Here is a 12,663-nt window from a genome sequence, read left to right on the forward strand (position 1 = left end):
AGCCTGACAGGAAGGATGATGGGCGGCAAAGTACGTTTAACTGCCGCTGAGTCGTGCAACAACAAACGACAGAAATGAGCGATCTGCGGAGTCTCGGCAAACCAGAACATGGTAATAATTTTGTTCGAAAAGTGACTTAGTGGGGCTTGCTGGGTATATTTAAAAACATGAATTTTAGAAGAATTAATGCAATCAAAAAATGGAACTTGGATTGAAGACATTTAATATATGCCTACTGTTACTCATACCGCTAATGGCCAGTGGTGTAGAAACGAACGTCGAGACGACTATTGAAAAAACAGTTCAGAATGAATGGATTTTGACATATAGAACAGATGCTCAAATAGATATGTTGGCGTTCAAAAGCTCCCCAGATAAATCTCGAACTTTTAGATGGCGTCCACTGGATGATAATTTTGTTGTTACCGTTTTAGATAATAAGGAAATAATCAGGAAAAGCGATTCAACCAAATTTACAAAAGTTAGTCTGTACTTGACTCCAACCTATATTGCGTTACCAAAAGACTATGCGCCTTTTTCGCCATTTTCTGATGGAAGTATGCTTATTCATTCAGGGCGATTTTTTGCTTGTCCGAATACTTGTACTGGTTATCAGAACAGTTGGGAAATAACTCTTATATCTAACAATACCGATTTAATAATTGTTGATGGTAAGAGCTTTAAAGGAAAGTCTTCTTGGGTAGACAAGGATGAAGGACAAAAGGTTTATGTTGGCTCAGCAGTGCCAATTGAAAACGAAGATATTTTCGCTTTAATTGACAATGAACTGCCTTCGATCCTTTTCAAAGCTCTTCAACGACAAATACCTGAAATGATGGTCTATTTTTCTGAAAAATTGGGCAAGCTGAAGTTCAAACCAACACTATTCGCCTCTTACAGTGACGATAATAGTGGTTCTTATGGAAATCAAGGAGGAACACTTCCCAATCAAGTATTCATGCACTGGTATGGAAAGAAAGCTATTGCAGATTTAAACGAGTTTCAAGTTAGTTGGTTTTTTGCACACGAAATCGCACATGTTTTTCAAGGAGAGGCAAAAAATATTTCGGCCATCGAACAGCAATGGATTCATGAAGGTGGCGCAGAATATATGGCTTACGAATTGCTAAATAGTTTGGGCAGCAAATATCGTAATTACGCAAAAGAAAAATTTAGTACGGATACAAAAAATTGCCTTAAAAACACAAGCGAACAATCTTTTGGAGCGCTAATTCAGCAAAAAAAATATGATGCTTTGTATGAATGCGGTTTGGTCTTCTGGAAAATTATTGCAACTGACGAATTAGCCCTAGAAAATAAAGTTAGTATTTTTGATATATGGACTAATTTCAACCATCAAGTAGATGATGGAAATCCAGCAAATTTTAATACTTTCATTAACACTTTAAAGCCATTTGTCACAGAAAACACATACAACACTATTCAGGGGTTCTTAGAATACAGAACTACTGAAAATAAACATCCAAACAAAGAATAATTGTTCATTGCAGAGCATCGTCGAACGACCGTTAATGGCACATAACGGAATTAAAAGCAGAGAGTGATGAATGTCCGCTCCTTGTCTGAAGCGGATTTGCGCAAAAATTATGTCTAATCTCCGAAGTTCGCTCATAACCGTCCATCAGCTGCCGTTATGAGCTATCCATTAAAGCACTAAGCTCAAACCTCAGCCTCTACACATCACGCGTTAACTTTTTTTAAATACAGCTCAACGCCTATGTTTGCTGCATCAACCGCACCAGCTACATAGCCTGGAAATTGCACCGACCATTCGCTGCCAATACCGACTAAATTTTGATACCACGGGCCATTTTGCGCGGTTATGTAAGGTGCTGGTGCATGTGTATTCGCAGCATGTGTATCTAAATGTGTTGCTGTGAGTGGGTCTTGTGCCCAGTCTTTAATAATATCGGCTTTGGGAGTGGCGGCTTGTGCGCCAAAAAGCCTGACTAATTGCGCTCTGCAGTGTGTGATAAAATCTTCATTACTAATGCGTTTTCGATCATCAGCGGGTATGCCAATAAAGCCAAATAATGCGGCTTGGCCTAGTGGATTTGATGCATCGTGTATTTCTGCCATTGGCCCAACACTGCTGCGGGCGCTGCCCGAGAGCGTTTGCTTACGCCAAAATGGCGTATCGTACACTGCAATATACTTAGCGTGGGGTGCCATCCAGGTTGCGGTATTTTGCCACTGCGGTACTAAATCGCTTGGCAATGCGGGGGTAAATGTTATTTGGCTTGCGGCTAAGCGTGGTGGTAGCGCAAGCATTACGTGCTCAACGTTTACTTTATTATCGGTTGTGTTTGAGGTGCTAAAGTTAACTTCAATATTACCGTGTTGGTGGGTAATTGTTTTAACCAAAGCGCCGGTCACTATGTGTTTGTTGCTAAGCTTTGCATGTAAGGCATTAATAAGTGTGCCCATGCCACCTTTTAACCGCATAGACGTAGGCGCATGCGTATAACCGGGCATTGCTGTGGGCGGTTGTGTATGTGAGCGCTCTACTAGCGTATTGCCTTGCTCGTACTGGGCAAATGTTTCTAGGTTTAGGGTTTTAATAATGGCATTTAATTGCGGCTGAAACTCTGGCCAAAACCACGTTGGGCCAAGATCAAAGCTATTTGTTGTCGCTTGCGACAGGCTTGTAAAGTCCATAATACGGCCACCTAATTGGTCTCTGGCTTCAAGCAATATGTAATCGGTAATGCCGCATTGCTCTAACTGGTAAGCTGCATACACGCCGCTTAGCCCACCGCCTATAATCGCAATTTTTGTACGCATTATTTAGCCTCCACAGCCTATGTTTTTAAAATTACCTACTTTTAGGTAAATTGTAGCGCTGTTATTTCCCGCAGATATTAACGCTTTACTCGTGCTTGGCAGCCTTAGCCAGCTTCCTTTTGAATATTCTACCTCGTTGTGTATTACGCTGCCGCCCAGTACAAATAGCTCTAAGGCATTATGTGCTTTTAGGTTATCAAATAGGGGCTGTTGCGGGGTTAACTTTACCAGTTTAGTTACTTCGTTATCATCTTGATAAAGCGGGCATATTAGGCGGTTATTTTGGGTTATCCACGTAGCCGGATCGTGTGTATTTATGCGCACAGAGGTGGCTTCTGTTACGCACATTTGCCACAGTTTTACAAAAATGGTTGCGCCACTTTTACTTTTAGGTGCATGTGAAGACCCTGGCGGGTTTCGTAAATAAAAGCCTTGTGGGTAGTCGCCCGACTCATCTGAAAAAGTGCCCGAAAGTACCAATATTTCTTCACCACCTGGGTGAGCATGGCTTGGAAAAGTAGACTCAGGCGCGTAGCGTACTACGCTAGTTGCTCTGGCTTTTTCAGCGCCTATTCTGTCGAGCATTACCCGCTCAACACCCGCCTGAGGCGATGTTTGCCAACTATATTGACTTGGCAGCATTAAAGCGTTTTTTGAAAAATCTGAATTGACTCGCATATATCTAACCTAAATCAAATAAGAGCAATAATGTATGTTATTGCTCTATGATACCAATCCGCACTAATACTTAATCATTTTGCGGGGCTTAGCGTTTCGCTACCTGCGTTAAAAAATTCTCATTTAGAACAACTTAATAGCGAATTTTTTGCCTAACTATCAACACGTTTTTCCAACCTCAAAATAGATCACTTAATTAAGCGAATTGGTATAAATTTACGCTTATTAAGCGTTTTGTAATTGTGCGTGAGCGTCAAGTACTCGTGCACTGTAAGTTAGCGCAGCACCTGCATTTAAGGCTACAGCAACGCCTAACGCTTCAGATATTTCACCAATTGTTGCGCCGTGCTCAACCGCTTTTTTAGTGTGCATCGCAATACACCCATCACAACGTGTTGTTACTGCAACAGCGAGCGCTAATTAGCTCATGTAATTTAGGCGTTAAGTGGCCTGTCTTTTCGCCAGCGCCATCCATTGTCATTAATCCGCGTAGGGTATCTGGGCTTTGCTTAGCAAACGCACCTACAGTGTTCATTACTTCGGTGCGGTACGCGTTCCAATCTTGTGACATTTTTTTACTTTCCTATCTTAAATTTTTACTAAGCTACGCAGTAAATGCGTACTTCTGGTTCATTAGTAAGTAGTGGCGCGAGCGCGGTAACCACATCTGCATTAAATAAATCGCTTTCTAAGTACTCATGAGCGTGCTCAATAGTTTCAAAGCCGTGAAGTACCTGTACATCTTCATCACGCGCTAATAACTCTTTTGAAACTGCGCCTCTTACAGTGTCTAAAAATGGGGCTTTGTAGGTATTAAAAACCTCTGCTGCTGCTTTTCTATTACCGTGGTCAACATTTAGTGTAATTTGTAAATAAACCATATTTGTTCTCCAGTGATTAAATTTAGCTACGGGCAGCTTTAGCCCATTAGCGCTTACGATATTTAGTTACGACCTGCCATTACGCCGCCGTCAACATCCCATACGGCACCTGTGACCCAAGCAGCTTTGTCGCTGAGTAAAAACGCAATGGTATTGGCGACATCTTCGCTGGTACCTACACGGCCAATTGGGTGGAAACTGTTAAAGCCTTGTAGGGCATCGTTTACTTGTGCTTTAGGAATAAAACCTTCGTAAATTGGCGTTTGTACAACCGCTGGCGATACTGCATTGACGCGAATGTTGTGCACGGCTAATTCCATTGCTAAATGTTGAGTTAGCGCATGTAAGCCTGCTTTAGCCATTGAATACGCTGACGATGGTGTAGCGGCAATAGCTTGCTTACCCCACATAGAACCCACATTAACAATGGCGCCTGCGCGTTTTGCTGTAACTAAATTAGCGGCTACTTTTTGAGTAATAAAAAATAGCGCGCGGTTAATTTGCATGTACTGATCGTAATCAGCTGCTTCGTGCTCTAAAAATGGTTTAGGGAAAAACACACCGGCCGCATTTACCAGTAAATCGACGTCTGCGTGGTCTTGTGAAAGTGTGTTAATTAAGTTTTGCACGCCTTCGTCGCTGGTTAAATCAGCGGTTAACACCTCAACAGTGCCTAAAGCTGATAACTGCTCTTTTGCTGCTTGGGCTTTTTCTTTTCGGTGGCCAACAATAACAGCGTGGCCGCCTTGCTCTAAAATTAATCGAGCCGTGTCAAAACCCATTCCGCTAGTACCACCAATAACGAGTAACTTTTTACCTGAAAATTGCTTAGTCATGTTTATTGCTCCAAGCGCCACTAAGCGCTGTATTTGTTATATAAATAAAAAGTATTGGGTTGCCTAATAGCAAGTAACTTGCTGGTTGGCTTGGGCGGTATTTTTTACTTATTTACTTGCTTTAACAAACGAGATAATCTGAATCATCAGTAAAGAAAAAGTTTATCGTATGAAATCACCTATACACCTCAATGCATTAAAAGCGTTTGAAGCAAGCGCAAGGCACCAAAGTTTTTCAGCGGCAGCTGAAGAGCTAAATGTAACGCCTGCAGCCGTTGGGCAGCTGGTAAAAACATTAGAAGAGTGGCTCGACACGCCGCTATTTCATAGAATGAGCTCAGGTAAAACACGGCTAGTAACCACCGAAACCGCGCAAAGTGCCCTGCCATTAATACGCGAAGGCTTTGATAAACTAGCCCAAGGGCTAGAGATTTTAAAAGACAACACCATAAGTGGCGCGTTAACAGTGGCAGTAAGCCCCGCATTTGCCGCCAAGTGGTTATTGCCTAGGTTGCATTTTTTTCAAGAAATATGTTCGCAAACCAGTGTGAATTTAAATACTAATTTAAAGCCTGTTGATTTTACTGAGCAGCGCATAGATATAGGCATACGCTTTGGTACAGGCACTTGGCAAGGCTTGAGCGCAGAAAAACTAATGGATGAAGAGGTATACCCGGTATGCTCACCTAAGTTTTTAGAAGACTCAAACCGCTTAAACACCATAGATAAATTATTGAACGAAACCCTAATACACGATCAATCAATGGACGACCATATGGGGTTTCCGTCTTGGTCGGCGTGGTTAAAAAAAGCCGGAGTAACAGGCCCTTTAACCACTAAAAGCATTCAAATAAATAACTCAGCGGCTGTATTGCAATCAGCTATTGATGGTCACGGCGTGGCGTTAGCACGCAGTGTTATGGCTAAAGATGATCTAGCCGCAGGGCGATTGGTCAGGTTATTCCCTGATATTTATTTTGAATCGCCTTTGGCGTATTACGTTATTTACCGCCTCGAATGTGCTGAACTGCCAAGAATACACGCATTTAAAGAATGGCTGTTTAAAGAGGTAGAAAACCCGCGGGCTAAAAGAGATTAAAGCTCAGGAGTACTTTGATAAAATACAGCAGTAAAGAAAATATTCACCATGGTAAAAGATAATCTCTGTGGTTAAGTACGTTCATTCCCCGTAAGCTTTCGCTCCAAGTTAGCCACTTTAATGACTAAAGTGGCGTTTAATTAGGAGTAAACATTATGTCACAAGTAAGAGTAACGCCACGGCAAGATGGCGAGCAAGCCCCAGCCGAACTTCTAGCCGAAATGCAAGGTCGTCGTCCAAACGGTGAACGAATAGGCCGTGATCTCCATGATGTAGCTGGTCATGCATTAAGCAGCATTTCGTTGAAGGCTCAAGTGGCCGATAAATTACTGTCTAAAGGCCGCACCGCTGAAGCTCAAGCAGAAGTAAAAGCATTGGCGCAGCTGTCTCAGCAACTACTCAGTGAGATTAGGCAAACGGTAAGTGGCATTAAACACCTTTCCTTTAGCCAGGAAATCGCTAAAAATATGGCTAAGTTGTCGGAGCAGGGTTTTCATGAAGTGAGCGATGTAGACGAAAGCAGCTTCACTCACCTTACTCCCCTTCAAGAAACTCAATTGTCGTTAATAGTAAAAGAAGCGACTACGAATATTCTTCGTCATAGTAAGGGCAACCAAGCAACGCTTACCCTTCAATGTACCAACGATATGTTGACTCTCGTTATAACTGATAATGGTAACAGCCACTGCCAAACTGAGGGCAACGGCGTTCAAGGCATTCGCGAGCGAGCTGAACTCATTAATGCAACGGTTGAGTTTCAGTGGGGCTCCCCAACCGTGCTAACACTTCAATTACCGCTACTTTCTAAACCCGATAATAACGCACAGAGCACACATTGAAATATGACTAATTCTATATCGAGCAACCGGCAATGAATCGAATTTTAGTGGTAGAAGACCAATCTTTGGTGCGTGATGCTATCGCCACCTTATTGTCTTTAGAAGACGACTTTGAAATAAGTGGGAAGTGCGCTAATGGACAAGAAGCGCTAGATTGGCTTGGCGCAAACGAAGCCCCCGATATTATTCTTACCGACATTGAGATGCCCTTAGTCTCGGGGCTAGATTTAGCAGAAAAGCTTGCAGCTTTATCTATAGACAGCAAAGTGGTGGTAATGACCACATTCTCCAAACCTGGCTACATAAAGCGAGCGCTGGCACTGGGCGCTAAAGGGTTTGTTTTAAAAGAGGCTGACAGTGAGTACCTTGTTAACTCATTACATAAAATTGTAAAAGGCGAAAGAGTTATTAGCCCCGAACTTGCTTTAATGGCACTGAATGATAACAACCCGCTTTCGGCAAAAGAAAGCAAAGCACTGAAACTCGCCGCTGACGGATTAAAAACCCATGATATTGCGCAGAAGCTGTTTTTGTCAGAAGGTACCGTGCGTAATTATTTGTCTGAAGCCATCGCAAAACTTGATGCAACAAACCGTGTAGATGCCGCCAGAATCGCAAAACAAAAAGGCTGGTTATAAACCAGCCTTTGTTATATCCGCTACCCCTATTTCAGATGTAGCGTTTGTCTTTTTAACTTACTCAATTCGTTAATTAAAACTCAGTTGAGAAACGTACGCCAAACTCACTCGCGTCATTACTTAATACTTGGATAATATAATCCCCAGTATTTAAGCGAGCGTTGTCATAACGCTCATCAAAGATATTACGGCCATATAAAGCAACCGTATAACCTTCATCTGCTGGCGTATAGGCAACATCGAAATTAACCAATTCACGGCTATCAATGTTCGTCATACGAGTAGGCTCTGAACTAGGCTCGCCGTACATTTCTGCGCGGTATGAATAGTCGATACGTGCGCGAATTTTATCACCGCCTTCAAGGTCGAAGGTGTATGACGGGCCAATTGCGAAAGTTAAATCAGGCGTTAATGGCGCAACAGGGTTAAATCCGTCTTGCTCATCAACTTCAACATCCATGTAACCAATGCTGGTTAGCATACTGAAGTTGCCTACGTTCAAGGTCGTATCTAGCTCGATACCACGTGACGTTTGCTCAACCACTAAGTTAGCCGTATCAAAACCACCTTCACTAACTTGGCTTACTTGGTACGGTAAGTCTTCAAACTCAGTGTTAAATACTGCAATGCTCACGTCAAAGTATTCATTTACACGACCTTTAAGGCCCACTTCGTAGTTCACCGCTGTAATGTTGTCAGAGGCTTCAAAACAGTTGCTTGCATTAACTGCTGCTACTGCGCCGTCTAAATCATCGAAGCCACCCGCGCCAAAGAACTCGCCAATTAGGCAGTATGGACGAGCAGGATATTGACCTGACTGATAACCGTTTTGAATGGTGGCATAACCTGTCATGCCATTTTCAAAGGTATAGTTGGTCGCCAATTCCCACGTTACTTCGTCCCACTCATTTGAGTCATAAATGGTGCCAAGCGCATCGAATACATTTGCAGACGCGTCTTTTTCATCTTCAGTGTAACGAATACCACCAGATACACTAAGCTCGTCAGTTAAGTCATGACGAAGGTTTAGGTATACCGCTTTACTTGTGGTTTCTTGGTCAAGTTGAAGGGTGTTGCCACCGCCATCAAAACTTGAATCACTACCTTGACGGTTGCTACCTTCTTCATTGAAGTAATAAAGGCCAGCAACAAAGTCAGTGTACTCATTGATGTAACCATTCAATTGAACTTCAATTGACGTTTGGTCTGCTTCACCACGCTCTGGGTATTGGTCTAACGAGTAGATAGTACCATCATCATCCAGACCCGCTTTGTACTTAGATGTACGGCGGCTAGCAACGACTTTAGCGGTGTAATCGTCACTAATATCCCATTCGGTAGTCAGTGACACACCACGGGCTTCATTAGATACGCCAGTGACTTCTGGTGTGCCTGTAGCGTTATCGTAAATATCATAACCTTCTGGGGTTACATCGCTATTTCTAAGCTCAAGACCTAGGCTGTTTGTACCAGCATAAAAACGCCCATCTGGCATTTCATCAATAAGCACTGTGTAAGGGCGTAAACCACCGTCACCATTATTGGCATCAGCGGTTAGTACCATACGGAAATCATCAGACGGCTCATATTTTACCGAGATACGACCAGAAATATCTTCTGTTTCGCCCACATCATATTCTGCATTAGGTACGTTAATGAACTCGCCCAAACCATCACGGGTGTTGTAAGCAAGGTTCATGTTGAATGCTAGGGTGTCAGATAATGCATGGTTCACGAACAAGTCAGTCTTAACACGACCGCGAGTACCGAACTCTGCATTTACTTTAGTCACATCGCCTTGATCTGGCTCTTTGGTAATGATGTTAATGGCACCACCAATAGAGTTACGACCGTATAGCGTACCTTGAGGACCACGAAGTACCTCGATACGCTCGATGTTATTCAAGCTCCAGTTTTGACCCACTTGGCGGCCTAAATAAACGCCATCAACATAGACGCTTACACCAGGATCAGTAGTGATAAGATGGTCTTGAAGACCAATACCACGAATAAAAGGGTTTACAGAAGAAGTGTGACCCGCTGAAAAGCCCGTTACGTTTAAGTTTGGAACAAACTTACCAACATCCGTTAAGTCAGTAATGCCTTGTTCAGCTAACATATCACCGTCAAATGCACTAATTGCAATTGGTACTTCATAGATAACTTGAGGACGCTTGGTTGCTGTAACGGTAATCGCTTCATACATTTGTTCTTCAGTGGCTTCAGCCTCTTGAGCAAATGCAGAATGAGAAATAGCAGGTACAGTTAACGCTACTGCCAAAGCGACAGGCGAAAGCCTACTAACTAGTGTCTTAGACACGTCAGTATTGGTGATCATGTGTAACCCCTTTGCGAGAGTGTTTAGTGTCAAAAAATTTATTGTTTTTAGGCTGCTTCAAGTTCTCTATGGAACTTTAAAACCAATAGACTCACAAAATAGAGGGCGTTACGACGAGTAACATTTAGCTGATTTATGGATATCCTGATGAAAGTGGCGTGTATCCCTACTGGTTTTAGTGTCACTTTCTCTACCCTACCAGCCCCCATCTACCCACGACTGGAGTATTGGCTTGAAGACTGGAGAAATATCATACTGACTTCCTTTTAACTTGCATAGCGAAATATTGCACTTTTATTAAAATGAGACTTTAAAATTAGACTAATTGGTTAGGCCGAAAACAGTGCTAACCCCCTCATTCCAATTGACATATTATTATTTATAATCATTACGTTAGCATAGGTTACTTATTAAGCATAAAACCGATTCCCTTTAACTATTCACTAGACCATTTAGACAATATTTTCCCACACCTTTACAACCTTCAGACAAAAAGCACCGCAGGTTGTAGCCGCCCCACTACCCCAATTCGCCTTCTTTATACTTTGCCTCTTGTCGCTAGCCTTTAAGATTAACCTCTTGCATTAGCAGCAAATTGTTACCTTTTTAGATTTTGCTCAACCTTTCAATTTATAAAAACCAACGCCACTTTGTCGACAATAACTACTAAGAAAGTTTGACCAAGCAGCCTAAACCCCCTATATTGTCGACATAACATTTATTTTGTGGTGCATAGCTTGTCGGTACAGATAACCCTAGAAAAGCCTGTAACTAATGCAGATAGAACCTTCTTTCAATTGCGTAAAGACATTGTAGAAGGCGTTATTCCTGCAGGCTCTAAACTCAGTGAAACTGATTTGTCGACAAAATACGAAGTCAGCCGTGCGGTTATTCGCGAAGGTATTAATCGACTTGCCGCCTGCCACCTAGTTGAGCGGAAAGCGAATATTGGGGCCAAAGTAGTATCGCTAACCCCTGAAGGGCTAATTCAGCTTTACCAAGTAAGAGAAGCCTTAGAAGGCATGGCCGCACGCCTTGCTGCAAGACACATGAGCGACGAAGAAGTCGCCTCACTGCAAGGCTTATTAGATTCTCACTTCAATAAAGTGAAAGACGCCCAGTTGTATTACCAAGAAGCCGGCGACGTGGACTTCCACTACCGCATCGTGACTGGCAGTAAAAACAGCCACCTCATTAGCGTGTTAATAGACGGGCTCTATCATCTTGTACGCATGTATCGCGTTCAACTAGGCATGGCTGGCCCAAGGGTTACTACAGCCTTTGACGAACACAGACACATTGTGAACGCGATTGCGAATCGCGATGAAGAGCTAGCCGAGATGCTAATGCGCCGCCATATTCTTTATTCAAAGAACAATATTGAAAACAAACTTAGCGCCACACCAACCTAATTTAAAACCAGAGAGTGTTACTTATGAGTGCAGGAAAGAAATTCAGACAAGCACTGGCCGACAATAAGCCACTGCAAATATTAGGCACCATTAATGCCTATACCGCCATGATGGCAAAATCTATCGGTCACAAAGCGATATACCTCTCAGGCGGTGGCGTTGCGAATGCTTCATACGGGCTCCCCGATTTGGGCATGACATCACTAAACGACGTTATTGTGGATGTACAACGCATCACGTCAGCCTGTGACTTACCCTTATTGGTAGACATAGACACAGGCTGGGGCGGCGCATTTAATATTGCAAAAACCATTCGCGATATGGAAAAAGCGGGCGCAGCGGCTGTACACATGGAAGATCAAGTTGCGCAAAAGCGCTGCGGTCATCGCCCTAACAAAGAAATTGTGAGCACAGAAGAAATGGTCGATCGCATTAAAGCCGCGGTAGATGCCAGAACCGACCCAGACTTTTTCATTATGGCGCGAACCGATTCTTTCGCTCAAGAAGGGTTAGAAAAAGCCATTCAACGCGCTAAGGCTTATGTTGCGGCCGGTGCCGATGGCATATTTGCAGAAGCAGTAAAAACTGAAGAACACTACCGCGCATTTTCAGAAGCGTTAGACGTCCCTATTCTTGCCAACATTACCGAATTCGGACAAACCGAACTTTGGAACAAAGAACAACTTGGCGAATGGGGCGCTGCGATGGTGCTTTACCCACTAAGTGCATTCCGCGCCATGAACAAAGCTGCCGAGAACGTTTACCAATCAATACTTGATAATGGCGATCAAAAAGCCGTTGTCGACACCATGCAAACCCGCATGGAGTTATACGATTACCTTGGCTATCACGACTACGAGCAAAAACTCGACGAACTGTTCGCCAAAGGCAAAGGCTAACGGCTGAGGTGAATCGAGGCCGTTTTACCTGCGAGGTCGCTTTGGCTGAGGAGGCAGGGATACGGCGCTGCCACGCCGGTTGCCTTTGCAGTAAATATGCGCGGTCCTGCTGAGGTCGGTGATGTAGAGGTAGAGAGTGCGAGCGCTGCCCCTCTGAGGCATGGATGCCGAAGCGGAGCCCCCATGGATGGGTTTACGGCGTGGCAGCGCCGCACTTTGTACCTCTGCAGCAAAGCGG

At 43.4% G+C, this 12,663-nt stretch carries 13 protein-coding genes; 6 read left to right on the forward strand and 7 right to left on the reverse strand.

All coding sequences use genetic code 11. The annotated features are described in order from the left end of the window. Positions 1–211: 211 nt before the first annotated feature. Complete coding sequence (locus C7Y69_RS19025; RefSeq protein ID WP_126873822.1) at positions 212–1,498, forward strand: hypothetical protein; 1,287 nt, start codon at positions 212–214, stop codon at positions 1,496–1,498. Positions 1,499–1,701: 203 nt separating this feature from the next. Here C7Y69_RS19025 and C7Y69_RS19030 read toward each other — a convergent pair whose 3' ends face one another. From C7Y69_RS19030 to C7Y69_RS19050, 6 genes are all read right to left on the reverse strand, one after another. Beyond that, positions 1,702–2,805: a flavin monoamine oxidase family protein gene (locus C7Y69_RS19030; RefSeq protein ID WP_126873823.1), complete on the reverse strand. Its 1,104-nt coding sequence runs from the start codon at positions 2,803–2,805 to the stop codon at positions 1,702–1,704. 3 nt (positions 2,806–2,808) lie between these two features. Further along, positions 2,809–3,483 (reverse strand): cupin domain-containing protein, encoded by a 675-nt coding sequence (locus tag C7Y69_RS19035; RefSeq protein ID WP_096042626.1) that lies wholly within the window; start codon positions 3,481–3,483, stop codon positions 2,809–2,811. Positions 3,484–3,708: 225 nt separating this feature from the next. After that, positions 3,709–3,855 (reverse strand): carboxymuconolactone decarboxylase family protein, encoded by a 147-nt coding sequence (locus C7Y69_RS21725; protein WP_221885336.1) that lies wholly within the window; start codon positions 3,853–3,855, stop codon positions 3,709–3,711. Positions 3,856–3,868: 13 nt separating this feature from the next. Next, complete coding sequence (locus C7Y69_RS21730; RefSeq protein ID WP_221885335.1) at positions 3,869–4,054, reverse strand: hypothetical protein; 186 nt, start codon at positions 4,052–4,054, stop codon at positions 3,869–3,871. A 28-nt stretch (positions 4,055–4,082) separates the two neighbouring features. Further along, positions 4,083–4,364: a hypothetical protein gene (locus tag C7Y69_RS19045; protein WP_096042628.1), complete on the reverse strand. Its 282-nt coding sequence runs from the start codon at positions 4,362–4,364 to the stop codon at positions 4,083–4,085. Between the two features lie 62 nt (positions 4,365–4,426). Continuing rightward, the gene (locus C7Y69_RS19050) at positions 4,427–5,200 is read right to left on the reverse strand and encodes an SDR family NAD(P)-dependent oxidoreductase (protein WP_126873824.1); all 774 of its coding nucleotides are present in this window, start codon (positions 5,198–5,200) and stop codon (positions 4,427–4,429) included. Between the two features lie 169 nt (positions 5,201–5,369). Here C7Y69_RS19050 and gcvA point away from each other — a divergent pair, with 169 nt between their 5' ends. From gcvA to C7Y69_RS19065, 3 genes are all read left to right on the forward strand, one after another. Then, positions 5,370–6,299: a transcriptional regulator GcvA gene (gcvA, locus tag C7Y69_RS19055; protein WP_126873825.1), complete on the forward strand. Its 930-nt coding sequence runs from the start codon at positions 5,370–5,372 to the stop codon at positions 6,297–6,299. Positions 6,300–6,454: 155 nt separating this feature from the next. Continuing rightward, entirely contained in the window at positions 6,455–7,138 is a 684-nt protein-coding gene (locus C7Y69_RS19060) for a sensor histidine kinase (protein WP_126873826.1), read from the forward strand. Positions 7,139–7,170: 32 nt separating this feature from the next. Continuing rightward, positions 7,171–7,776 carry a DNA-binding response regulator gene (locus C7Y69_RS19065; RefSeq protein WP_126873827.1) on the forward strand — a complete coding sequence of 202 codons (606 nt, stop codon included), beginning with the start codon at positions 7,171–7,173 and terminating at the stop codon, positions 7,774–7,776. 73 nt (positions 7,777–7,849) lie between these two features. Here the strand turns inward: C7Y69_RS19065 and C7Y69_RS19070 are convergent, their stop codons facing one another. Continuing rightward, entirely contained in the window at positions 7,850–10,114 is a 2,265-nt protein-coding gene (locus C7Y69_RS19070) for a TonB-dependent receptor (RefSeq protein ID WP_126873828.1), read from the reverse strand. A 737-nt stretch (positions 10,115–10,851) separates the two neighbouring features. On the opposite strand from C7Y69_RS19070, the gene C7Y69_RS19075 reads away from it, so the two are divergent. Both C7Y69_RS19075 and prpB read left to right on the forward strand, forming a co-directional pair. Further along, entirely contained in the window at positions 10,852–11,526 is a 675-nt protein-coding gene (locus C7Y69_RS19075) for a GntR family transcriptional regulator (RefSeq protein ID WP_126873829.1), read from the forward strand. Between the two features lie 23 nt (positions 11,527–11,549). After that, positions 11,550–12,425, forward strand: coding sequence for a methylisocitrate lyase (gene prpB, locus C7Y69_RS19080; RefSeq protein WP_126873830.1), 876 nt, complete (start codon positions 11,550–11,552; stop codon positions 12,423–12,425). Positions 12,426–12,663 lie beyond the last annotated feature (238 nt).

The organism is Alteromonas sp. KS69 (genome assembly GCF_003989595.1).
Taxonomy (GTDB): Bacteria; Pseudomonadota; Gammaproteobacteria; order Enterobacterales; family Alteromonadaceae; genus Alteromonas; species Alteromonas naphthalenivorans.